This is a genomic window from Indibacter alkaliphilus LW1 (assembly GCF_000295935.2).
GTDB lineage: Bacteria > Bacteroidota > Bacteroidia > Cytophagales > Cyclobacteriaceae > Indibacter > Indibacter alkaliphilus.
Map to the genome: position 1 here is coordinate 468,367 of NZ_ALWO02000023.1, position 23,515 is coordinate 491,881.

Annotated in this window: 17 protein-coding genes and 1 tRNA gene; 4 read left to right on the forward strand and 14 right to left on the reverse strand. The window is 39.9% G+C overall.

From position 1 onward, the window contains the following. The first annotated feature begins 5 nt into the window (after window positions 1-5). The 3 genes from A33Q_RS06260 to A33Q_RS06270 all read left to right on the forward strand — a co-directional run bounded on the left by A33Q_RS06260 (window position 6) and on the right by A33Q_RS06270 (window position 2,615). Window positions 6-593 carry a CPBP family glutamic-type intramembrane protease gene (locus A33Q_RS06260; protein ID WP_160169338.1) on the forward strand — a complete coding sequence of 196 codons (588 nt, stop codon included), beginning with the start codon at window positions 6-8 and terminating at the stop codon, window positions 591-593. 71 nt (window positions 594-664) lie between these two features. Next, a complete protein-coding gene (locus tag A33Q_RS06265; RefSeq protein WP_009032663.1) occupies window positions 665-2,176 on the forward strand; it encodes a DUF4301 family protein in 1,512 nt (503 codons plus the stop codon). After that, the gene (locus tag A33Q_RS06270) at window positions 2,163-2,615 is read left to right on the forward strand and encodes a hypothetical protein (protein WP_009032664.1); all 453 of its coding nucleotides are present in this window, start codon (window positions 2,163-2,165) and stop codon (window positions 2,613-2,615) included. Before A33Q_RS06265 ends, A33Q_RS06270 begins: the two co-directional genes overlap by 14 nt. Window positions 2,616-2,695: 80 nt before the next feature. Here the strand turns inward: A33Q_RS06270 and A33Q_RS06275 are convergent, their stop codons facing one another. From A33Q_RS06275 to A33Q_RS06325, 11 genes are all read right to left on the reverse strand, one after another. Continuing rightward, window positions 2,696-2,887, reverse strand: a complete 192-nt coding sequence (locus A33Q_RS06275; protein ID WP_009032665.1) for a hypothetical protein — start codon at window positions 2,885-2,887, stop codon at window positions 2,696-2,698. Window positions 2,888-3,096: 209 nt separating this feature from the next. Then, the gene (locus A33Q_RS06280; protein ID WP_009032666.1) at window positions 3,097-3,840 is read right to left on the reverse strand and encodes a TerC family protein; all 744 of its coding nucleotides are present in this window, start codon (window positions 3,838-3,840) and stop codon (window positions 3,097-3,099) included. A 137-nt stretch (window positions 3,841-3,977) separates the two neighbouring features. Continuing rightward, window positions 3,978-4,508 carry a hypothetical protein gene (locus A33Q_RS06285; protein WP_009032667.1) on the reverse strand — a complete coding sequence of 177 codons (531 nt, stop codon included), beginning with the start codon at window positions 4,506-4,508 and terminating at the stop codon, window positions 3,978-3,980. A gap of 122 nt (window positions 4,509-4,630) precedes the next feature. Beyond that, a complete protein-coding gene (locus A33Q_RS06290) occupies window positions 4,631-4,990 on the reverse strand; it encodes a hypothetical protein (RefSeq protein ID WP_152527380.1) in 360 nt (119 codons plus the stop codon). Between the two features lie 245 nt (window positions 4,991-5,235). Further along, window positions 5,236-5,324: transfer RNA gene (locus tag A33Q_RS06295), tRNA-Ser, on the reverse strand. Between the two features lie 298 nt (window positions 5,325-5,622). Next, complete coding sequence (locus A33Q_RS06300) at window positions 5,623-7,137, reverse strand: S10 family peptidase (protein ID WP_152527381.1); 1,515 nt, start codon at window positions 7,135-7,137, stop codon at window positions 5,623-5,625. A gap of 17 nt (window positions 7,138-7,154) precedes the next feature. Further along, window positions 7,155-8,570, reverse strand: a complete 1,416-nt coding sequence (locus tag A33Q_RS06305) for a RagB/SusD family nutrient uptake outer membrane protein (protein WP_160169339.1) — start codon at window positions 8,568-8,570, stop codon at window positions 7,155-7,157. A 10-nt stretch (window positions 8,571-8,580) separates the two neighbouring features. Continuing rightward, window positions 8,581-11,628 (reverse strand): SusC/RagA family TonB-linked outer membrane protein, encoded by a 3,048-nt coding sequence (locus A33Q_RS06310; protein WP_009032671.1) that lies wholly within the window; start codon window positions 11,626-11,628, stop codon window positions 8,581-8,583. A gap of 241 nt (window positions 11,629-11,869) precedes the next feature. Next, on the reverse strand, window positions 11,870-13,153 hold the full coding sequence (locus A33Q_RS06315) for a M24 family metallopeptidase (RefSeq protein ID WP_009032672.1): 1,284 nt from the start codon (window positions 13,151-13,153) through the stop codon (window positions 11,870-11,872). 131 nt (window positions 13,154-13,284) lie between these two features. Continuing rightward, entirely contained in the window at window positions 13,285-16,440 is a 3,156-nt protein-coding gene (locus A33Q_RS06320; RefSeq protein ID WP_040490010.1) for a glycosyl hydrolase, read from the reverse strand. A gap of 362 nt (window positions 16,441-16,802) precedes the next feature. Then, window positions 16,803-18,287: a S10 family peptidase gene (locus A33Q_RS06325; RefSeq protein WP_016254773.1), complete on the reverse strand. Its 1,485-nt coding sequence runs from the start codon at window positions 18,285-18,287 to the stop codon at window positions 16,803-16,805. A gap of 290 nt (window positions 18,288-18,577) precedes the next feature. Here A33Q_RS06325 and A33Q_RS06330 point away from each other — a divergent pair, with 290 nt between their 5' ends. Further along, window positions 18,578-19,012: a hypothetical protein gene (locus A33Q_RS06330; protein ID WP_009032675.1), complete on the forward strand. Its 435-nt coding sequence runs from the start codon at window positions 18,578-18,580 to the stop codon at window positions 19,010-19,012. A 66-nt stretch (window positions 19,013-19,078) separates the two neighbouring features. Here A33Q_RS06330 and A33Q_RS06335 read toward each other — a convergent pair whose 3' ends face one another. Genes A33Q_RS06335 through A33Q_RS06345 form a run of 3 tightly spaced genes read right to left on the reverse strand, consistent with a single transcriptional unit; the run spans window position 19,079 to window position 23,513 of the window. After that, window positions 19,079-20,140 carry an HmuY family protein gene (locus tag A33Q_RS06335; RefSeq protein ID WP_009032676.1) on the reverse strand — a complete coding sequence of 354 codons (1,062 nt, stop codon included), beginning with the start codon at window positions 20,138-20,140 and terminating at the stop codon, window positions 19,079-19,081. A 21-nt stretch (window positions 20,141-20,161) separates the two neighbouring features. Next, window positions 20,162-22,426, reverse strand: coding sequence for a TonB-dependent receptor (locus A33Q_RS06340; protein WP_040490112.1), 2,265 nt, complete (start codon window positions 22,424-22,426; stop codon window positions 20,162-20,164). A gap of 43 nt (window positions 22,427-22,469) precedes the next feature. Beyond that, window positions 22,470-23,513: a hemin-degrading factor gene (locus A33Q_RS06345; RefSeq protein ID WP_009032678.1), complete on the reverse strand. Its 1,044-nt coding sequence runs from the start codon at window positions 23,511-23,513 to the stop codon at window positions 22,470-22,472. Window positions 23,514-23,515: the final 2 nt, after the last annotated feature.

A 23,515-nucleotide genomic window follows, 5' to 3' on the forward strand; every position in this document is an offset into this window, starting at 1 on the left:
GTGTTTTGTTGGTAACCCTAGTTTATGGATCAATTGATATTTTGTTATCATTCAGTTCTTGGGAGTTGATTGTAAAATTGTTCCCGGTAATAGAAGAAGCAGACTGGGATATCACAGAATTGGGTTTTTGGGATGCTGCTTTTTCAGCAATTATCATAGCCCCCCTGTTTGAGGAACCAGTATTCCGGCTAATCCTGAAATTTTCAAAAACCCGTTGGAATATTTCGTTCCTTCTTTTGATTTTCATGAGCATTGCTGTTTCCAAATACCTGTTTTTCGCAGGACTGATCATTTGGGCGATAGTTGGCATTAAATTGATCGATAGGTATTTCTACAGTAAGTTTTTGTTCACTTTTCTTAAATTTAAAAAATTCATATTCTGGTTTATTGCCCTGTCTTTTGGATTTATTCATCTGGGAAATTTTGACTTGGAAATGCTTCCTATGTATTTATATGTCCCAGCCGTACTTCCTCAGCTTATTGGTGGTGTCCTTTTGGGAATAGTCAGAATTCGTTTCGGTTTTTGGTATGCGGTATTGTTGCATGCTTATACTAATGGATGTGCAATTTTTATGACTTTTTATTGGGGCTAATCCATTTTAATACTTTAATAAGCGGTTTTCAATTTATATATTGAGGTTTTTAAACCTCAAAAAAAATAACCATGGATACTAAGCTTGAGAAGCAAATAAAAGATCAAGGCATGGATACCGCCAAGATAAAAGAACAATTGGGTCATTTCCGGGAGGGCTTTCCATTTTTACCCATTGTAGAAGCCGCTACCATCGGAAATGGAGTCATCGCCATAAAGGAGGAAGAACTCAAAAATTTTCTGATTTCATACCCGGAAAAGGCTGCTGCAAAAAAGGTAGTTAAATTTGTCCCAGCTAGTGGAGCTGCTTCCAGAATGTTTAAGGATTTATTTGCTTTTTTGGAAGGGGATGGAGATATCAGCAAGAGCACTTTTATTCAAAAGTTCATTCAGAACATCCAAAAATTTGCCTTCTACTCAGATCTTGATGCCAGCTTAAACAATTCGGGCAGCAGCATGGGGAAAGCGCTGGAAGCCAAAGATTATAAACAAATCGTTTCTCACCTTTTAAATGATGAAGGATTAGGATATGGACAGCTTCCGAAGGGACTGCTTAAATTCCACCATTACGAAGACCATGACAGAACCCCTACTTATGAGCACTTTATTGAAGGTTATATGTATGGATTGGGCCAAGGAAACACTGTAAGACTTCATTTTACCGTATCTCCAGAACATGAATCAAAGTTCAAAGAGGAAGTTGCTGAAATACAGCCAAAGCTTGAAAAAGAGTTTGGGATCAAATATGAAGTAAGCTACTCGCAGCAGAAAAAGTCAACTGATACGATAGCTGTCACCATGGACAATGAGCCATTTATTGAAGAAGATGGAAGCATACTTTTCAGACCTGCTGGACATGGTGCCCTTTTAGAAAACCTTGATGAAATAGATGCAGATTTGATCTTTATCAAAAATATTGACAATGTGGTACCGGACAGGCTGAAACCAAGCACCAAAGATTATAAAATAGCCATAGGCGGCTTGTTGTTAGAAATACAAGAGGCCGTATTTGAGTCATTAGAAAGTCTATCTGCAAATGTAAATGAGGATAGTGTATCCCAAGCCCAAAAAACTTTTACAGAAAAACTTGGTGCCAAACTCCCCTCCAAATTCAGTGAACTTTCTATCGAGGAAAAAGCTAAATACCTCAAACATCGTCTGAACAGGCCTTTGCGGGTATGCGGAATGGTGAAAAATACAGGTGAACCCGGAGGTGGACCTTTCTGGGTCAATGAAGATGATGGCTCTTTGTCCTTGCAAATTGCAGAAACTGCCCAGATCAACTTGGATGACCCTTCCCAAAAGAAAATTATGCAAGAAGCGACCCACTTCAATCCAGTAGACTTGGTTTGCGCAACCAAAAATTACTTGGGAGAGAAATTTGAATTGTTAAAATTCAGAGATATAAGAACGGGTTTCATCACAGAGAAATCCAAAAGCGGAAGAGTTTTGAAGGCACTTGAACTTCCTGGCCTTTGGAACGGATCTATGGCTGGTTGGAATACAGTCTTTGTAGAAGTTCCTTTGATCACCTTCAATCCGGTCAAGACAGTGAATGACCTTTTAAGGGATGAGCATCAATGAACAAGATAACAAATGCTTTTATTTTTGGCAAAAATGGTTGACTTATGCCAATATCCTAACTATTGGAATAGGGTTATTGGTAGCTTTTGCAGGAAACTCCTATTTATTTGAATTGCACAATAGATACACTAAAGAGGTGTTTCTTGAAGGGCTGACATTTAGCCCGGAGATGATGGATTTAAAAAATTGGCTATTTGGAATTATAGGAGGAACAATTGTAGGCTTTCATATATTGATGGTGATGATCTCTGAAAATGCCTTTAAGAAAAAAGAATCCTGGGCTTATCGTGCCATGTGTTTTGCCCTTCTTTCATGGTTTATGATTGACAGCAGTATTTCCATGTATTATAAGGCCATTCACAATATTGTCTTGATCAACCTTTTTGCACTTATCCTGATTGGGCTACCTTTGGTAATGACAAGAAGACATTTTCATTAAAAAATTGATACTTTTTCTCTGTTAATTTGATACTTTGAAAAAAAGGCCTGCTTCTCAGCAGGCCTGAAATTTCACTGATTTCAGCTGACAGAATCCAACTCCGTTGGCAGAACTTCTACCTCTACTGAGTCTCCCTCATCAAAAGTCTCTTCAGACAAAGGAACCTGTTCAGTTTGCTCTGGTTCAACCAAAGTATCTTCTGCGGGTTTGTTTCCACATGATGCCAATACTGCCATTCCGGCAACTAGCATTAAGACGAGCATTTTTTTCATTTTCAATTGGTTTAATGTCCTTCCCGGACAAAATAAATATTTCAAAATGTGTGCTAACTTTTTAAAAGTTCAGAGTTTTATACTGATGATTTTTGAAAATATTTTTTCTATTTCCAAAAAACTCAACTCTGCCATTTTTCCTTTTCAAAGAACCATTTCCAACACTGAAATACTTGACCAGAATTGATATACTATCTGTTATGAACAACTTATTTTTGGGTAATTCTTGGATTTAGTTCTACCTTTTTTCCTTGATTTTTCCGAATCCTCATATTGACCAACTCCACACTCAGCGAGAAGAATACTGCAAAGTAAATGTAACCTTTTGGAACCTCCACATGTAAGCCTTCCACCAGGAGCATAAAGCCTATTAAAATCAGAAACGACAATGCTAGAATTTGTAAAGTAGGATTATGGTTGATGAACTTGCTGATTTTACCTGCTGAGATCATCATCACGATCATCGCCAGCACTACTGCAACAATCATGATCAAAACATGATCTACCAAACCGACTGCGGTCAAAATACTGTCAAATGAAAAAATGATGTCCAATAGGATAATTTGAAAAATCACCCCAGACAGACTTGTGGTAGAATTAGTTCTGACCACCTCTGGCTTACCTTCCATTTTGTGGTGAATTTCCAATGTGGATTTAAACAGCAAAAACAACCCTCCAAAAGCCAATATCAGGTCTTTGCCACTCAAGTCGAAGTTGAAGACAGTAAGCAAAGGTTCATTGAACCTGATGATATAAGAAATGCCCAGCAAAAGTCCTATCCGAAACAACATGGCAAAACTTAGTCCCAAGACTCTAGCTTTGCCCTGTTGATGATCAGGCAGTTTGTTGGATAGAATGGATATAAAAATAATATTATCTATTCCCAGAACGATTTCCAGGAAGGTGAGCGTGGCCAAAGCCACCCAGGTTTCTGTAAGAAGGAAAATTTCCATAGCAATCTAAATCTTATATATTTTTTTAGAGGTTTTAAAACAAGGGGATATCAACTACCCCCCTGTCAAATTTAAGAACTGTATCCATTTCGATATTAGATTCCAGAAAATCCGATCGAATGAACTGGATACAAAATTTAAACTACTGCCAACAAAGGATTACTATTTCTTCCCCTGTTCTTTTTGAGAACTGAATTGACTTGGTCTCGCCATTCTTTAACCAAGACCGTTTCACCCAAAAGGTCGGAGTACTTTTCTCCATCATAAAACTCAAGCATATACCTGACATTCCCTGAGGCATCTATAAGCTCCAGAATCAACAGGTCAATGATCTTTCGCTTTGGTTCCTTTTCCCCAAGGATCCTAAATGATTCACTGATTTTAGCATAATTGATATCTTTCAGGTCAATCAGTTGATTGCTGAACTGATCAGAGCCTTTTGCATAAACCAACTTCATTTGGGAAGAGTCTATACCCACATAATAGAAGTTTCTCCAAAAATCAAAGTCATTGATCTGGAGTTTTTTTTCTTCAAGAAACCTGTTGAGCTCAGATGTCTTTCTAAGCTTCGTTTTTTTCACCCTCAAATATTGGATATAGAAGGGGGCGATGAATGCCAAAATTGCTACAATAGCAATCAGCATGGAAGGAATATCTATTTCAAACATGATATTAGAAGTCAATGGACAGCCATTAACAGCTGTCTGGTTAGAATTTGTAAATTGGAATTCAGTCAGAATACGTGTGTCTGACTTTAAAAATCACCCTCCTATTAAGAGGGAATTCCATGCTACCAAAAGTAATGACTTGGAAATTTGAGTTCTCTGATGCCAAAAACAACGAAAACATGAGACGCAATATCTAGACGGCATTTGATAAAAGTAGCCAAACAGTATGCATATGAAGTATAAGCATCAATGGAATGGCTTTCACTTGAATACTCTTTCTTTGAAGGCACAGAAGTCAGATCTGTACCGGCAACTGTACTATAGCCATCAAAATTCTCCCAGAAAGAAATAGAAGAAATCTTTTGTTTAGTTTCAGTACCGGCAACTTCAATTGATTGGTTTGTGATAGGAAAAGCCAATCCCAGGACTATAAAATATAGCGCCATGGAAACCCCAAACAATTGCCTTAAAAGTAATGTCATTTTCGGTGAAGAACTTATCAACTGAATCACAAAACTAATACCAAGATTCATCAAAAATATAGCCCTCAAAAAATAAAGTTTCGTGCCAGTGAATCTAAGTTCTAATTGTTGTAGAGTTGTTGTTCTTAGCGTGTCAGGAACCGTCTTTTGGTAAAAGTAGTACTATTAAAATGATGCTCCTTGTACTTGTAACTTAGGTATTTAATTTTTTTTAAAAAGTAATTGGGAATCTTATGTCTTAAAAGCAGAGAGTGGGGGATTCGAACCCCCGGTACGCTATTACGCGTACGACAGTTTAGCAAACTGCTGGTTTAAGCCACTCACCCAACTCTCTGTTTGTTTTCGGAACTTCCTTTCCGCTAAAGTGATGCAAATATAAATGAATATTGCACAATTAAACAAAATGTATCAATCAAATCATACCCTGATTTTACATTTTTTCACCTTGGTTGCTTTAACCTCTTGTTTATCAATATCAAATCGTAATAAGAGTATTTCAATTATTTTCTCACTTTCCAGTATTGGCGGATATGGTTTTTCATAATTTCTTTAGGATAATGAAAAATATAATTAGACAAGTGAAAAAAGCCGCCTCAAGGAGACGGCTTTTTTTAAATGGATTTTCTAAAGTTTTATTTCAAAACCTCATCATAAAACGATCTGACATCGACCGTCATTTTTTCCAATGAAGGTTTATGAATATAGACCATGTGACCTGATTCGTAATATTTCATGCTGATATTATCCCTAAGCTCCGGCGCCACCATCATATGGTCAACAGTGTATTCTGTCGCAAAGAATGGAGTCGCCAAATCATAATAACCATTTATAAACATTACTTTTAGGTACGGGTTTTTATGAATCGCATTTCTCAGAGTCTCTGAATTGTTCAAATATTGATTCTGTACATTGTTGTAATTCCAAGGCCTTACCCTTCCAGTGAGAATTTCATAGGCCAGATTTGTTTCAAAGCCAAGCTCTCTCCTCACATAATCATTGATAGCCATGCTGTAAGGACCATAAATAGCTTTGCTATAACTTGGGTCAAATTCAAACCCTTCACCTGCATGGTCATAGTCCAGACCTAAAATTCTACCGTCCAATCTGCCTACGGTTTGTTTTTGACCTCTCAACAACTCCTTTACAAAACGGCTGATATGAATTCTATAATGAGTATTTTCCAAATAATCCTTGGAAAGCCCTGTATACTGATGCAGCTTGTCAGCCAACTTCTGTTTATCTGAAGCAGTCAATTGGTCACCTTTCATCAGCATAGTGGCGTATTCTCCCTTGGCATATTGTCTAACCTCTTCTATAAATGCATCTAAGTCCCCTATTTCTTGAGGCAGCATTTTGTGATATTCAGCAATAGCCGCATAGGTAGGTAAATACATTATAAAAGGCAGGTCATGACCTTTTGTGAAATTCAGTGTTGCAAAATTTGTCACTGCACTGATCATGATGATGCCATTCAGATACATACCATATCTATCCTGCAAATACCCCGAAAGTCCTGCTGCTCTTGTTGTGCCATAACTTTCTCCAGATAGAAATTTGGGAGAATTCCATCTTTGAAATTCAGAGACATAAGCACGAATAAAATCACCTACAGAAGCGATGTCTTCAACATATCCCAGAAACTGCTTTTTATCCTCCCCTTCTGCCGGTCTGCTATAACCAGTCTCAATTGGATCAATAAAAACCAAGTCAGTTTTATCCAACCAGGTATTCGGGTTATCAATCACATTATAGGGAGGAGGTAAAGCCTCTCCATCCTCGGTCATTTCTATCATCCTTGGCCCAAGGCCCCCCATATGCAACCAAACCGAAGAAGAGCCAGGGCCACCATTGAACACAAAGGTGATTGGCCTGTCTTGTGGATTACTGACATTTTTTAAAGTATAAGCAGTAAAATAAAACTTGGCTTTGTCCTTTCCTTGCTCATTGGACATATGCATAAAACCTGCAGTAGTTTTGTAACTGAGATTCTTGCCTCCTGCTTGGATATTGTGATCCTTTTCTGAGACTTCCAACTCCTGCATAATCAATTGATTGGGAGTGGCTGCCGCCGAAATTCCTTGAGCAAATAACAAAGAGCCTGCGCTCCCCAAGTAGAGGAGGCAGGCAATAAATAATCTTTGAATCATAAATTTATTATCTATCATTAACGGTAAGCTGGGTTCTGAACCATGTTAGGATTAGTGAAAATTTCCGAATTGGGAATTGGGAAAACATATCTTCCTCTGTCTCCTATGGAATAAGTGGTAGAGCCAGTTGTTCTTGGTAGATCGGTGAAAACTTCAACAGCACGATCTGTTCTTGTCATGTCAAAGAATCTGTGTCCTTCAATAGCAAATTCAAATCTTCTTTCATCCAAAATCAGATCTACTAGTTCTTCACCACCGCTCGCTGAAGCATTGTCAAGACCTGCTCTGTTCCTAACCGCATTTAAATCATCAAGTCCACCGGAAACATTTCCTTGTCTGGCTCTGGCTTCAGCCCTGATCAGGTACATTTCAGCTATTCTGAGAACAGGTACGTTGGAGGCATTTTGTAGCTCATCAAATTTCGTGGAGTAATATACACCTCCAAAAGCCGGGTTCAATTCGATCAGATCACTTCTTTCATCAACCCCCTGACGCGCTAATAATTCCTGTGCAAATGGCTCATGAAAGCTTAGACCTCCACGGCCGTTTAAAGCTGCAGGAAAATACCACTGTCTGAATCCACTGAAATCCACTACATTGTAATGCATCTCAAAAATAGATTCAGAAGAGAAGTCAGTCCTGAAGATATCTGAGAAGGGTTGTACCAATTCAAATGACCCTTGATTGATAACTTGTGATGCCTTGGACTCAGCCTCAGACCAATTGTCCAAATACAGATGATACCTTGCTAACATTGCTGTGGCGGCTGATTTGGTCAACCTGGAACGGGAAAGGAAATTACTCGCTCTAGACTCTGCCAGAAGGTTCTCTCCCTGCTCCAAATCCGCCCTTGCCTGATCCCAGGTAGCTTGTAGACTTGCTCTTTCCTTAAAAGCATCTTCGTTCACACCTATGGATGGCTCTGTTTCTATAATGACACCAGCTTCTCCATATTTCCCAGGTATCCCACCAAAATAGGTAGCTAAATGAAAATACATCATCCCTCTAAAAGCATAAGCCTGACCCAACATGTCATTTACCCTTTCTTGTGTCAAATCAGGTACATTTGGAGCGAATGCTATAATGTTATTGGCAAGATCTATAGTTCTATAAATCTGCGTGTACAAATCATCAATCTCGGTATTGTCAGGAGTTTGTCTAAACTCATCGATTACATTGAAGTTATCCCAAGTATCTACAGATTGGACCAAGTCTGAGGCCAATTCACCCAGAGTCTGAACTCTCCAATTGTAAACCAACTGGGCTTCATTGTACAATCCATTAAGCGCTGCCTCGGCATTTACCGCATTGGCAAAAGCTTCATCAGTTGCAATCTGAAATTGGGGATCTTGATCCAATACATTACAACTTATTCCCAGGCCTGAAAGGACTATAAATCCTGCGGCCATTCCTTTATATAAATATTTTTTCATTTTCATGGCATTAGAATGTTAAGTTTACTCCCAAAGTATAGGTTCTTGGCTGTGGCATTACAGCGATATCTACACCTGATACTAGGTTCGATGGACTTGTACTCACTTCCGGATCCAAGCCTGTATAATTGGTCCAAGTCAGCAAGTTCTGCGCAGCTGCATAGAATCTAGCTCTACCTACTCCGATCCTAGAGGTAATTGGAGAAGGCAAAGTGTATCCAATACTGGTGTTTTTCAATCTCAAGAATGATCCATCTTCAACATGTCTTGATGGTCTCAAATCAGCACTGTAATTCCTGGAGGCCATTCTAGGAACGTCTGTCACATCTCCTGGCTGCTGCCACCTGTCCAATTGTTGCGCAGAATAACCTGTAGTTCTTTCTCCTCCATGCTCAAAGAAGAATCTTCCGTAATTCAAAGTATTGTTACCTTCGCTGAACTGAAAGAAGGCCATAAAATCCCAATTTTTGTAGTTAATCATATTGGTCCATCCACCTACGTATCTTGGAATTGCACTTCCGAATATCTGTCTGTGTACATTAGGGTTAAACTCTTCATCTCCCATAGTATCCCAGATGATATCCCCTGTTTGTGGATCTACACCTTCTTGAACATGTACCCAGAATGAGTTTAGTGGATAACCTTCCTCTACCCTAACATAATCTCTTGTGAAAGTAGTGAAAGGAAAAGCCAGACGCTTCACCAAATTGTTGTTTCTGGAAATATTGAAGCTTGAAGTCCAAGTGAAATCCTCTTTTTCTATGATCGCAGCATTGATTCCCAATTCAAAACCTCTATTTTCCATCTCTCCGAAGTTTTGTGTCAAAACACTGAATCCTAAAGATTTTGGAACAGGTACATTGAGTAAGAGGTCTTTGGTTTGCTTGTCATAATAATCAAAAGTCAAAGTCAATCTGTCATTCCAAAGCCCAACATCAAAACCCACATTAAATTGTGCAGTAGTTTCCCATCTTAAGTCAGGGTTAGCCAATTGGTTTGGTGCAATTCCTGGAGCATCTACATAAGAAGCCGGCCCTCCTGGTTGTCCAACACCCCCAAGGTTAAGTCCACCTCTCATTCCACCCCACAGACCTAGCGCCTGGAAATCACCAATACCTCCTTGGTTACCGGTGATACCATAAGATGCTCTTATTTTCATATCAGACACTGTGCTTCTGATGCTTTCCATAAAACCTTCATCTATCATTCTCCAAGCACCTGCTACAGAAGGGAAATAACCCCATCTATTGTCAGCACCAAATCTGGATGAAGCATCTGCTCTCATGTTGGCCGTAAATAAATATTTCCCTTTGTAACCATAATTGATTCTGGTAAAATAGGATGCAATACCCCAAGAAGTCCCTGTTGAACTGGAATTCTTTACAGCGGCTGATTCAATTCTTTTGAATGAATTGGAAGGGAAGCCCTGACCAAATGCTTGAGTTCTTAAAAACTGATTCTCCTGGAGTGTATTACCCACAAGTAGGTTGATATTATTTTCACCGAAGTTTTTCTGATAGGTCAATACATTTTCATTGATCCAGTTATTACTTCTTGTTACAAAAGACTGGGCTGAACCGTTCAGGGCTGCACCAGCAGCTAAGAAGGTGTTGAAATACCTGTCTTCTTCGACTAGGTTGTTGTCAATGCTCCATGTACTTCTGAATACTAGTCCATCTGTAATTTCCCAATCAGCATACACGCTTCCGATAATCCGCGTGGTTTTCATCAGATAATCAGTTTCATTGGCTACTGCAACAGGATTTTCCCAGAATGGTCTAAAGTAAGTTCCGTCATCATTGAGAATTGGGTAGTTGCTTGGATAGAAAAATGCTGTTGAAAGTGCACCTTCAATTGCATTACCATTAAGCGCTCTATCTCTGGTATTTACAGAGTATGTTGCACTCGTCCCAATTTTTAACCTTGGAGTGACCATAAAGTCAAGATTCATCCTAGCACTGCTTCTTTCAAATTGTGCTGGCCTTACCAATCCCTCCTGGAAGAAATTGTTACCTGATACAAAATATTTAATCCTTTCGTCTCCACCCGCTACTGATGCATCCAGGTTTCTGATGGAACCCGTCTGGAAAATTTCATCAAACCAATTGGTGTCAATAGCCTGATCAGGATTTGCGAATGGAGCTTGATATGACTGACCAGCTGAATTTGGTGCATCTAACGAACCATATCTATCCACCCAGTTGTTTCTGCTGGCTTCATTTTGAAGTCTCTCAAAAGTAGGTCCGTCTACACGCAGATCATTCGGACTTCTCCAAGGCTCAGAAATACCTCCATACATGCTGATGTTCACAACAGGTTTACCGGCCTTACCTCTTTTGGTAGTAATCAAGACTACACCATTAGCTGCTCTTGCTCCATAAATAGCGGTAGCAGATGCATCCTTTAAGATCTCCATAGATTCAATATCAGCTGGATTCAAATCCGCCAATGGATTTACTGGCTGTCCAAATGTGGTAGCTGCAATATTGCTTGCTATAATTGGCACGCCGTCAATTACATAAAGTGGATCTGAATTACCTGTGATTGAAGTTGTACCCCTGATACGGATATTCATCCCTCCTCCTGGTTCACCGGATTCGGTGTTTACAACTACACCTGGGGCACGACCCTGAAGCAATTGGTCAGGTGAAGTGATGGGCAAATTTTCAACGTCTTTCCCCTTGATAGAAGAAATAGAACTCGTCAAAGTTCTTCTGTCCTGCTCCCCGTATCCCACTACGATAATTTCGGATAGATTTTCGGTATCAGGCACTAAAGTCACATTGATTGAACTTTGATTCCCTACTCTGATTTCCTGAGGATCATAGCCCACAAAAGAAAATACAAGTACATCATCCGCAGAATTTACGGAAATAGAGTACCGACCGTCCAAGTCGGTAGCTGTTCCCACACCGGTGCCTTTCACCAGTATGTTGACCCCGGGGATCCCCTCGGGTTCATCCTCTGAAATCACGCGACCTGTTACAGTCCGTGACTGGGCGTATACACTCATTGCTCCCAGCAATAGCATACATGCCAATAGTAAAACTTTTCTCATGGTATGATAAATTTTAGTTAAGACAAGTCTAAATTCTTGACTTTTAACTAATTATCAAAACCATTTATATAATTATATTACAATAAAAATAATATTTTATACTAATATTTTAATTATTAATGATTTAAGTGAAACTTTAATACATATAATATTTTTTTTAAAAAATAAATATTGATAAAATATTATTTGTTTCTTTTAAATGAGGTTTTAAGTAGGGTTTATCGGTTCATCCCTATCTATTTTAAGCAAAAGGTTCTTCAATGGACGGGCTTGGTTGGGAAAAATAAACAGGTCCATTTTCTCCAACATACATGCAATCTTCAACCCTAACTCCAAATTCACCTACTATATAAATACCAGGCTCATTACTGAAACACATACCTTTTGCCAAAGGAGTGTCATTTCCTCTAACCAGATTTGTCCATTCATGCCCGTCCATTCCTATTCCATGCCCCAGCCTATGGGAAAAATATTTGTAATCCGGCCCAAAGCCTCCATCACTGATTACTTTTCTGGCCACAGCATCCAAGTCTTCGCACTTTACCCCTTGGTTTTTAGCCAATTCAAAAGCAGCAGTTTGTGCCTCTTTAGCCAAATTCCAAACCTCTTTATGTCTATCGGTAGGCTGCCCAAAAACAATTGTTCTGCTTATATCGGATTTATATCCCTCTATGGTGCAGCCACCATCTGCCAACACAACATCCCCTTCTTTTAAGTATTGAACCTTGCTGGAACCATGTGGAAACGCTGTCCATTCACCAAAATTTGCTCCAATGGAACCATTGGCTCCCAAGGCTTTATGCGCCTGAGAAGCTATTTCTCTGAAATCATCTTGACTCATGCCTTCATACAGTGAATCAAACAAAACCTTATAAGCTTCAATGGTGATATCGTTGGCTTTTTGCATCAATGCAATTTCTGCTGCTGATTTATACATCCTACAACCTGCTGTAATAGGATCTCCAAGTACGTAGTTGAAACCCGAAGCTTCTTTTTTGATACCATCATAAAGAAAAAATCTGCAACGCTCTTCTATACCCAATGTGCCTGTTCTACCGATTTTGTCGGAAAGTATACCCTTGACTACAGCATATGGGCTTTCATGTTCCTCCCAAGTTCTGATTTCTGATCCAAACTTAACCAATTCGCCCACTTTATCCTCTTCAAACTTTGGACAGATATACATCACATCTCCACTGGATGGGATCACTGCTGCTACCATTCTTTCTGATAGAAAAAAATCAAAATCCAGAAAATATTTCATGCTTGTCCCTGGTTCGAGGAACAGGGCATCCACTTTATTTTCCCTCATCAGTTCCTGGGCTTTTGAAATCCTGGATTGTCTTTCTTCCCGGCTGATAGGCTTAACGTCAGCTGTCATATTTTTTAGCTTGCTAAAATCAGCACGCAAAACTGATTTATTATCTCCTGTTGAGGAATAATTTTCAGAACATGACACAAAGGGCAAGGTTGCTGCAGGCGCTATTGCTGCGGCTTTGATAAAAGCTCTTCTGTTAAATTTCATGGTAAAGTGGTTTGGTTAATTCTGATTTCTTTCAATCAATGTTTCATCAAATTCAATAACTCCTTTTTCCGATTGGCGCAGCGATTCAGTAGGTTATCTCTAAATGTGCTAACAAATATTTTTTCTATCTATTATCGCTTCAATCTCAGCTCTAAATCTCTGGACATCAAATACTGATTGAATAAGGGTATTTCTTCATCGATCAATTTATTATACTGCACCTGTATGTCATCCAGTTGTTTTCTAAACACATCATAGACTTCCACTTGTTGATTGGTAGGTTTGAAATCAGCTCCAAAACCTCCTATATCACTGGCCAAAGCAGAAATTCTTCCATAAAGCTTCATGGGACTTCTAAAAGCATCTTCCCTTGCTCCTGTCAGGTTGACGTCGAACAACTGACCTTCCACCTTTAGGATTTTATCCTCCAACTCCCTTACCTTCTCAGCGACCTCTTCATCACTTTCAAGGATAATCAGTTCCTCCAACTCCTTTCTGATCTCCTCGATTTCATTGATTGCCACTACAACTTCATTCATGGCTTCATTTAATTTGAGTGAAAATTCAACCTGCTTTTCAATATCTTCAAGTGTACCTGCAGTATTTGGATCTTTGATTACTTCTACTGTCTGACTGACAGTTTGACCACCATCCACAATAACTCTAACCTCGTATTCTCCTGGCACCACTCTAGGTCCAAATTGTCCTCTATACAAATCCAGATCCCAAGTTACCAATGGCCTGAACTCTCTGCCCTCTAGTTTAACCCAAGGCTTATCAGGAGGAGACGCTAATAATCTTGGCTGTAATGTTGGCTCGTACCTTAGATCCCACCAAACTCGGTTGACCCCCTGTTCATTTTTACCAGCTATTGTCCTTACCAAGCTCCCATCCTTCTTATAAATCTCGAGCTTTACTTCCTGAGCTTTTTTATTCAAATAATAATTGATATCCATTCCGTAAGGGGGATTGGCACCGGTAGTCATGGATCTACCTTCGGTTTTAATCCCCTGCAATTCATGGAATCTATAAGCAGGTCTTTGGTCAAAAAGGTGTACTCCTTTGGCTAAAACTTCCTCATCCAACTCACGGATAGGTGTGATATTGTCTAGAATATAAAAACCTCTCCCATAAGTACCGATAACAAGGTCCCTGAAATTTTCCTGTATAGTCATCCAATATATAGGTACAGGAGGTAGGTTATTTCTCAACCTAAACCAACTTTTCCCATCGTTTTTGGAAATGTAAAGACCCTTATCTGTCCCTGTATAAAGCAGTCCTGGAACCTCTGGATCTTCACGGGTGACGTGCACAAAACTAGATTCCGACTTTTCTATTCCTTCCGAAATTTTAGTCCAGGTCTGTCCATAATCAGAGGTCTTGTAGACATACGGATCAAAGTCTCCTAATTGGTGGGCGTCCACCGCAATATAAGCTGTGCCTGCATCATGTCTTGATGGTTCAATACTTGAAATGGTACCCAGTTCAGGTTTGCCCGGAATATTATCCGTGACATTCGTCCAGTTTTCACCACCATCTCTGGTAATATGTACCAGGCCATCATTTGAACCAACCCAAATCAATCCGTCTTCAAGATGGGATTCGGCTATTGCAAAGAGTACTGATGCATCAAAAGTCATCAGATTATCAATTGCTATTCCTCCAGAAGCTTGTTGATGGGATTTATCATTTCTGGTCAGGTCAGGACTGATCACCTTCCAACTCTGTCCATAATCTTCTGTCTGATGTACAAATTGGCTTCCCACATACACTCTCTTGTGGTTATGGGGACTTATAAAAATAGGAAAAGACCAATGCCATCTATATTTCAAGTCTGCAGGAGCCCATCCGTATCCAGCTTCAGGCCATACTCTCACATCTCTAGCATGTCCGGTTCTTAGGTCATAAACCTGTAGGCCCCCATCATAGCATCCAGACCAAATAATATGGTTGTCTACGGGATCAGGTATAGCCCAGCCACTTTCACATCCTCCTACAGCATGCCACAATCCCAACGGAATGCTTCCTTGGCGACTATTGCTTGGACCACGGTAAGAATATCCATCCTGCCTGTTTCCATACACATTGTAAGGGATTTGATTATCCGTCCAAACATGGTACATCTGTGCATTGGGGAATACGTACTGTCTGTAAGTTTTTTGCTTGTTCAAGGTCACACCCATTCCTCCGTCATGGGCTACCATTATCCTATTTGGATTTAATGGATCAACCCAAATGTCATGATTATCACCACCTGCTCTGTAGCCGGCATCTGCCAATGTTTTTCCACCATCTCTTGAAGTGCTGAACCTTACAGAAGCAAAATATACCTCATCAGGATCATCAGTGGAAACTCTCAGTCGGGTATAATAAGGCGCGCGTTCATTGATCGTATGGTTGATCATGGCCAGTTCCCAGCTATCTCCTCCATCCGTGGATTTCCAAAGCTGAGGACTGTCCATTTCAAATAGTGCATAGACCACATTGGGGTCACTGTGAGCTATTGCTACAGAAGATTTTCCTACGGGGTTGTCAACCCCTCCTGGTAATCCATTATTCTTCATGGGTTCCCAGGATTTTCCTCCGTCTTTACTTCTATAAATCCCACCCCCAGGCCCACCGCTGGTTAAACCATAGGTTTTGATATCAATAGACCAAAAAGCAGCAAAAATGATATCTGGATTTTTAGGATTCATGGCCAAATCACTGGCCCCTGTACCTTCATCCACAAAGAGTACATGATCCCATGTTTTTCCTCCATCGGAAGTTTTGAATATTCCTCTTTCTTGCTGAGGGGAATAGGTGTGGCCCAAAGCAGCTACATAGGCTACATCTGGATTTCTAGGGTCCACCTCTATCTGACTGATTCTTGCAGTTTCTTTAAGTCCCATGTGCTGAAAAGACTTCCCTGCATCAGTGGATTTATAAACTCCGTTCCCCATTGCATGTGCAGGACGGATAAGAAAAGTCTCACCTGTCCCTACCCAAACGTGATCTGGATTGCTTGGAGCCAAGGCCAGGGCCGAAACTGACGAAATATCCTGATCATCAAAAATAGAAGCCCAGGTACCACCTCCGTCTTCACTTTTATATAGCCCCCCGGAAGCCATACCCACATACATGGTCAGCATATCCCCGGGGACACCTCTAACTGCAATTGTCCGGTTCCCGTCAGGACCAATAAATCTGAAATTCAATTGGTCAAAATTGGCAGGATCAATTTGTGCAAACGATTGAAACGGTATTAAAACAAGGAAATTTAGGAGAAGTAGTAGAGTTCTATTCATATTTGGGAATTGAAATGAATACTGAAAGGAATGTGAACATTTCCTTGATCTGAAGATAATTTGAAGGTACAAAAGAATCTATCTCGGCCTATTCAATAATATTTTAACGGTACTATGTTATTTTATCCATGCCTATTTTTATGCTAAGGGTCATCGCGATAAATAGCCATTTCAAGTAAAAAAACCGGAATTCTGGAAAAACGGGTTGTGATTTAGGTTTTAATCAAAAAAGGTCCAGAGAATTTAAAGCTCTCTGGACCTTTTTTAAACTATAAATATTTGTACAAAATCAAACCGCGTCACTCATTTAAGAGAATTTTTTGTGAAGTGGTGCATTTAATTAAATTAATTTCAAACCGATGTTACCAGTATTTTGCAGGTTCATCTTTTTCGGGCAATGAATTCTTAATGAACTCCCTGATATCATCATTGGCATTTTTAAGATCTTCTGCTCTCAGATACATCATGTGTCCACTTCTATAACCCTTGAAAAACATTCTGTCCTGAAGTTTACCAAGGGGATCCATTTGCCACATATTGTATTTAGCATTAAAGTAATCTGTTCCTCCATCAAAATAACCGGATTGTGTCATTACGTGAAGGTAAGGGTTCTGAAGCATGGACTGTGCTAGCTGATTACCTGTATTGTCATTACTTCTATCCCATGGTCTTACCGGACCAAATAAGTAGTAAGTCAAATCTGTATCATACTTGAGTACATTTTTAGCATAATAATTCATGGCAGGAGAGAAAGCATGGTTCCATGCAGTCAAAGCAGGGTCATAATCATAGCGATCTCCTGCATCCGTTTGGTCAATACCCCTATAGCGACTATCCAATCTTCCAACAGTCAATCCTTTATCTCTCATCAATTCTTTCCAATAAAAACTGGTCGGAACAGCAAGTCCGTGCTGAAGAAATACTTCCTCCTTGATTCCAGAGTAGTAGGCCATTTTTTTAGCAATTGCTTTCCTTTCTGCAGCGTCTAGCGAACCTCCTTTTGCAATAGCTGGCAAGACAGTTTCCAAAGTGTATTTCTCCACCTCAGGAAGAATGTCATCCAGATCTTTAGATTGCAGATCGGAAGGAAGCACTTCATGATACCATGCTGTGGCAGCAAAATATGGCAAATAGTTCGCCTTGGCCACGGGCCCACTTCTATCCAAACCCAATCCGGTAGGAGACACAAGAATCACTCCGTTGAAATACATCCAATGGGAATTTTGAAGCTCGTGAACAAGTCCGGAAACCCTTGTTGTACCATAGCTTTCCCCGATCAGATATTTTGGAGATTGCCACCTGTTTTGTCTGGTCACAAAAGTTTTGACCCAATCGGCCAGATACTTGATATCAGCGTTGACACCGAAAAAAGTTGATCTGTCTACTTCCTTATCTACAATTCTTGAATAACCGGTATTAACCGGGTCGATGTAAATGATATCAGCTGCATCAAGAATAGAGTGAGGATTTCTTTTTACCCCATACGGCTGTAATGGATAACCTTCCTCATCAATGTTCAGCACATATGGACCAGTATACGCCAAATGCATCCAAAGTGATCCGGAACCCGGTCCTCCATTAAAGGAAAAAACCAAAGGTCTGGTGCTTTTATCTGAAACATCGGTACGCTCATAGTAAGTAAAAAAAAGACTTGCAATAGGCTTTCCGTCCTCATCCCAAACAGGCATCGTTCCTGCTGTAGCTTTGTATGGCACTTTGGTGCCATTGATTGTTGCTTCCCCATTGGTGACAGAGGAAGATTCCACCTTTATTTCCCGTTCTTCCTGTGCCATGGAACCCATGGAGAAAAGGCAGCAAAAGAGTAGTATTAGTTTAAAGTTTCTCATAGTTGAAATTTTTGGTTAGCGTTCAACTAAGTTGGAGCTTAATGTTTCCCTAGGCAGGTAATATTATATTTATCTTGCTTTAAGATTGATGAATGGGCTTTTCCTTTGGTCCTTGGTCCAGCCTTGATTTTGGATTTAAAGTATTTTCAGAAAAATATTTCAAAAGAAATTTTATCAGGTATGGTTTTTGAATTCTTAGTGGTTGAAAATTTATCAATAAAAAAAGGTGTATTTACAGGACATTTTCGGAAGAATTGCGTCTAAATAAAGAACATCAATTTTCCCAAGCTATGAAAAAAATATACCTACTTCCGGTTTTTGCAATTTTCTGGTTTTTGCACTCCTGCGCTGAACAGGATAGTTTTGTAGTTATGGATGAAAAAGAAACATTGGAAGGAACTTTCCAACGCATTGTTGATGGGGAAGCAGGAGCTATTTCCGAAGTTACCATTAAGTTGAATGATGGAAAATGGGAAGGTAACAGTTCTGTTTCAAGGTATCCTGCACTTTGTAAAGGAAATTACACTTTGGAGGATAGTAAAATCAACTTTGAGAATGAATGTATGTGGACTGCTGATTTTGATTGGACATTGATATTGAATGGCACTTTTACTGTTTTATTTTCTGATGATTCAATGATTTGGGAAAAAGTAACAGGCGAAGTCAACCAGGTAATTGACCGTTATTCTTTTCCAAAGAACTCAAATAATTCTTTGACTAAGTAAAACATTCAATCCTAAAAAATAAAACCCCTGCCAGAAATTAATTTGGCAGGGGTTTTACTTTTTGAATTACTGGACCAGAGCATATTCCAAAGAAGGTCGTCCCCTCTCTCCTCCTGTTGTCAAACTCAAAAATCTCAGCTTATAAACGTTCCCTTGGGTATCCTTGAGAATGTAATAACGGTCTTCCCTTACTGCCGGGGAAGAATTGGGACCTCCTCCTGCTCTCCAAGATGAACCGATTGTCAACCTATCATTGCTATTGAAAGTGATGGACGAAATATTGGGTTCAGAAAATTCCTCATAAGCAATGTCATCTTCCATCACTACTCCAGCTTCCACACCGCCATAGATATTATGGTATACAAGATCTTGGAAAAAGTAACCCAAAGTTTCATTAGTAGCCTGTGGAAATGGTGTGGAAGAAGTGCCCGCAGTCCAGACAAAATCCCAATTTCCTTTCTGAGGTTCTACTTCCACTGTTCCATGATCCAATGAGTAATACACAAAGTTGAAATCCTGGGTCTTTGAAATTTCTACTGTAGTTACCTCATTGGAAGATACTGGAGCAAACTGCAATACATAGCGGTCACCGGAACGAAAAACTTTTACCTTATGCCAATCCCTGTCCTCAACCCCACTGTTGCCACGTTGATATACAAAGACACTGGCCTCAGCCTCTGAACTTCCTATGGTTCCTAAAGCCGTACCATTTTGAATAGGGTTTTTTGGATCATCGACATACAAAATACTGTTCATGTTATTAAAGTCAAGTACCAAAGTTCCGGATGTCCTCAAATTTTCTAAGTAATCGTTTTCCAGTTCTTCAAAGGAAGTGAAATCTGTTTCGTATGCCATTGCACCAGTTGTCCCGTTAATCAAAACTTTGAATTCTGAACCATTGGAAAATGCCAAATCCCATGACTCCCGACTTATTGTAGTCTGCGTTTCATTGCTCAACTTTACAAATGCCATGTTGGGAAAAGTACTCCCGCCACCGTTGATTTCCATAAAAGCATCTTCCACAGGTGGTGTTTCCACTATTGGATCATTTTCTTCGGCACAGGAAGTGAAAATTCCCGCAGCAAAGAGGGCTGTAACACCCATTTTCAAACTTGTCAATTTGTTCATAATTAAATTTGTTTAGGTATATTATTTAGATAGTTGGTAGGTAATTCCCAGAAAATAGGATCGCCCGTACCCCATAGGCCTTTGAGGTCCACCTCCATGTGCCCCACCTGAAGTTGCCGTGCTTTGAATATTGGTCAAGTTCATGAGGTTCCGGATTCCAGTCTGTAATTGAAGTGATTTTCCAAAGTCCTTTCTAAAAGTCAGATCCATCCAATGAAACCCGTCTATTTGAATGGCGTTTGGAATCAACTCTCTATCAGGTGACATGACCATCTCAAAACCTGGGAGTGCTCCTGTGTATTTATAAAAGAGGCTGATGTAGGTATCAATGCTTTTAAATTTATAATCCACATTTGCATTGAATTCATTGGAAAAAAGCATCTCTGGCAGGTTTTGACTATCAGTGGATATCCTATTATACCTGCCTATTCGGGCAAATCCCAGATTCGCATTCCAATCTTTTACCCTGATGCGATGATTAAAGGATAGCCCCATAGTCTTAAATTCCTCTACATTGAATAAGGTGGTAATACGGGGATCTGTTGGATCAAGGCTATAGGCAATCTGATCACTTACCTCATTGTAAAAGCCTGTTAAAACTGCTCCATATTGAAATACTTTCCCCTCCAATGGCTCAAGATTAAGTGAAGTATTAAAACTATGGGAAGTTTCAGGCCTTAAATCCGGATTTCCGCGAATAGAGTGACTGGCATCAAAAAAATCAAAATAGAGTTCTCTGATAGAAGGGGCTCTGAAGCCTTTAGCATAAGCTGCTCTCAAATCTAGTCTTTTTCCCAATGCCAGCTTGGTATTGATCGAGGGGATCACAGGCGGGGCTTCATAGGCGGAATTATAAGCTCTTCTCAGACCTGGTCTAAGTCTTAATTTATCTTTGATAGAAATCTCACTGGAAAGGAAAAAAGCATAATCCTGTATTCCTTCATTGTTCGATATTCTGTCTCCTACCCCATTTTCAGTATTGATATCAATACCGGGCTGTAAATTGAAAGTCTTAGAAATAGACCAGAGGCCAGTAGCTCTTACGGTTAAACCGTTGTATTGCAGTGAGCCTTGTGCATTGGGTGCGTTTGAAAGGCTTGTTTCGGCAGTTCTTTGGTTGGTAATCCATGTTACAGTTTCCCTTGAGTAATCTGTATAAGCAGCCTGAATTGAAGCCTTGAATTTTTCAGAAGCATCCAACCTACCTTGGAATCTGTGCATCAATCTTGAGGTCTGAAATTCCCTGTCAATGTTTTCTATCCTGTTTTCCGGACCAAAAGAGAAAATAGTCTCTTCGAGTACGTCTAATGAGTAGTCCAATTCCCAGTTTCCTTTTTGAAATCCGAGGAATGCAGTTCCAATGTTTTGGTTTTTGGGAAGCCATTCAAATTGCCTCCCGGTAAAACTTCCTTTCCAGCCTCCAAATCTATTTTGGGTAAAAGACGCACCAAAACTCCAGGGGCCAGCTGTTCTATATTGTCCTTGTATGCTCCTAATGTGGTTACCAGCTCCTGAAAATGCCGAATACGAATTGCCAACAGTCTCCTCCTGCATTCTCGCTGAAATATCATAACCCTGGGTATTTGTTCCTCTTTTTGTAATGATATTGATCACACCTGCTAGGGCATCAGCACCATACATGACTGACATTGGGCCCTCAATGATTTCGATCTTTTCAATTTGATTGATATCGATCTGATTGATATTGATTTCATTGGATACCCCCTGACGTCCAACCATAGGAACCCCATCAATAAGCACTTTAACGTTTTGCCCTGACATACCCAACATTTCAAGATTACTGCCTCCCAAGGCATTGTCCTGAGAAAACCTGATCCCTAATTCTGTATTGAGTACTTCCTGAATATTTCCAGCGGCCCTTTTTTCAATCGTTTCTCTACCAATTGACCTAACTTGATATACAGATTGCCTTGCTGACTGGGCTTCAAAATTACCCGTGATGACTACCTCTTCTAAAGAAGATATGTCTTCAAGAAGCACTATGCTGATGAACTCCTCTTCCAATGTTGCAACTACACTCTGGGTTTTGTAGCCCATAGCCTGAGCTTGTAGCATGCACTCAGAGCTGACCAACTGAATCTCAAAACGACCCTGATCATCAGCAACAGCCCCTTTACCATCTGAAGAACTTATAGTAGCAAAAGGTACAGGATTGCCTTGGATGTCCTTAACCTCCCCTTTTATACCCTTGGCCAGCAGACTTAAGGAAATCAAGGAAAAAGACACACACAAGAAGATGGTTTTATTAAGACTAATTCTAAACATTGTTTTAAAATTTTTTGGGGGCTCAATTAGCCCCCCAAAGGCATCAAAGATTATCAACCAATTCTTTCCATTGAGGAAGTTGGGCCAATCCGGGTTTTCTTAATCCGAAGAATTGAGCAATCATCTCACCAGATTCATCAAATAATTCTACTGAGGAAACCAATCCATCAGCTGTGTTTTTATGAACCACAAAAGCTTTTGCTATTTTGTTTTCATCCAAATGCATATTAAAATCAGGATCAAGAACATTTAACCAATCACCCATTTGACGGATTGTCCTTACTTTACCTTGATGAATTTGTATGTTTCCCCTATTCCCCGCAAAAATCATGATGGGCAATTTGCTTACTGCTGCTTTATCCAGAATTTTCCTCGCTGAAAGTCTATCAATTTCATAGGCCCATTTGTCATCGATCCATTTGACAGCATCCAATCTGGAGACTTTATATTTTCTCAGCATTCCAAAGAAATCATGGGTGTCTTTCATATTTTCCCAATCATGGGTGAATGACGCTAAATCAATATCTTCCGCATTAGTTGGTTCTGGAATTGATTCAATTTCCAGTTCTGGAGATTGATATGCTGCAGCATATTGAAATACAAATTCTTCATAAGCCTGAATATTGGACTTCTCCTGTAAATAAACCTTAAGAATTGCTTCTCCGGCTTTATCAAAAAACTGAAGGCTTCTCATGGTACCTCTAGGAGTATCCTGAACAACCGAAAAACCAAACTTCCAGGAAGAAAAAAAGATCCTCTGTTCAATTGGCCCAATTACGGTAGCTACCTCATTGGGTGCAGTTCCATGAATTTCAATTTTCTGAAAATTCCCTTTATGTTCGAGTACACATCCATCATTCCTGGTTAAGGCCATTACCTTCCCAAGTTTTTTGAAGGCGTTCAGCATTTCTGACCAGCTACCTTCCAGTCTGGTAACTCCTTCTCCTAGCTGCGTGGCTAATAGTTCGGCTTCTGGGACCCCCAATGTGTGGGCCGCATCTCTGATCCTCATTTTTGGATTATCTCTTTTAAGATTCTCCCAAGAGTTTTTGAGGGATTGCAGGTTGTCGGTTGCAGTTGATTCCATGA

Excerpts from the sequence above, each read along its gene's own strand:
- A33Q_RS06265 (WP_009032663.1), top strand. The coding sequence starts at position 665 with ATGGATACTAAGCTTGAGAAGCAAATAAAAGATCAAGGCATGGATACC.
- A33Q_RS06270 (WP_009032664.1), top strand. The coding sequence starts at position 2,163 with ATGAGCATCAATGAACAAGATAACAAATGCTTTTATTTTTGGCAAAAA.
- A33Q_RS06275 (WP_009032665.1), bottom strand. The coding sequence starts at position 2,887 with ATGAAAAAAATGCTCGTCTTAATGCTAGTTGCCGGAATGGCAGTATTG.
- A33Q_RS06280 (WP_009032666.1), bottom strand. The coding sequence starts at position 3,840 with ATGGAAATTTTCCTTCTTACAGAAACCTGGGTGGCTTTGGCCACGCTC.
- A33Q_RS06285 (WP_009032667.1), bottom strand. The coding sequence starts at position 4,508 with ATGTTTGAAATAGATATTCCTTCCATGCTGATTGCTATTGTAGCAATT.
- A33Q_RS06290 (WP_152527380.1), bottom strand. The coding sequence starts at position 4,990 with ATGACATTACTTTTAAGGCAATTGTTTGGGGTTTCCATGGCGCTATAT.
- A33Q_RS06300 (WP_152527381.1), bottom strand. The coding sequence starts at position 7,137 with ATGATTCAAAGATTATTTATTGCCTGCCTCCTCTACTTGGGGAGCGCA.
- A33Q_RS06305 (WP_160169339.1), bottom strand. The coding sequence starts at position 8,570 with ATGAAAAAATATTTATATAAAGGAATGGCCGCAGGATTTATAGTCCTT.
- A33Q_RS06310 (WP_009032671.1), bottom strand. The coding sequence starts at position 11,628 with ATGAGAAAAGTTTTACTATTGGCATGTATGCTATTGCTGGGAGCAATG.
- A33Q_RS06315 (WP_009032672.1), bottom strand. The coding sequence starts at position 13,153 with ATGAAATTTAACAGAAGAGCTTTTATCAAAGCCGCAGCAATAGCGCCT.
- A33Q_RS06320 (WP_040490010.1), bottom strand. The coding sequence starts at position 16,440 with ATGAATAGAACTCTACTACTTCTCCTAAATTTCCTTGTTTTAATACCG.
- A33Q_RS06325 (WP_016254773.1), bottom strand. The coding sequence starts at position 18,287 with ATGAGAAACTTTAAACTAATACTACTCTTTTGCTGCCTTTTCTCCATG.
- A33Q_RS06330 (WP_009032675.1), top strand. The coding sequence starts at position 18,578 with ATGAAAAAAATATACCTACTTCCGGTTTTTGCAATTTTCTGGTTTTTG.
- A33Q_RS06335 (WP_009032676.1), bottom strand. The coding sequence starts at position 20,140 with ATGAACAAATTGACAAGTTTGAAAATGGGTGTTACAGCCCTCTTTGCT.
- A33Q_RS06340 (WP_040490112.1), bottom strand. The coding sequence starts at position 22,426 with ATGTTTAGAATTAGTCTTAATAAAACCATCTTCTTGTGTGTGTCTTTT.
- A33Q_RS06345 (WP_009032678.1), bottom strand. The coding sequence starts at position 23,513 with ATGGAATCAACTGCAACCGACAACCTGCAATCCCTCAAAAACTCTTGG.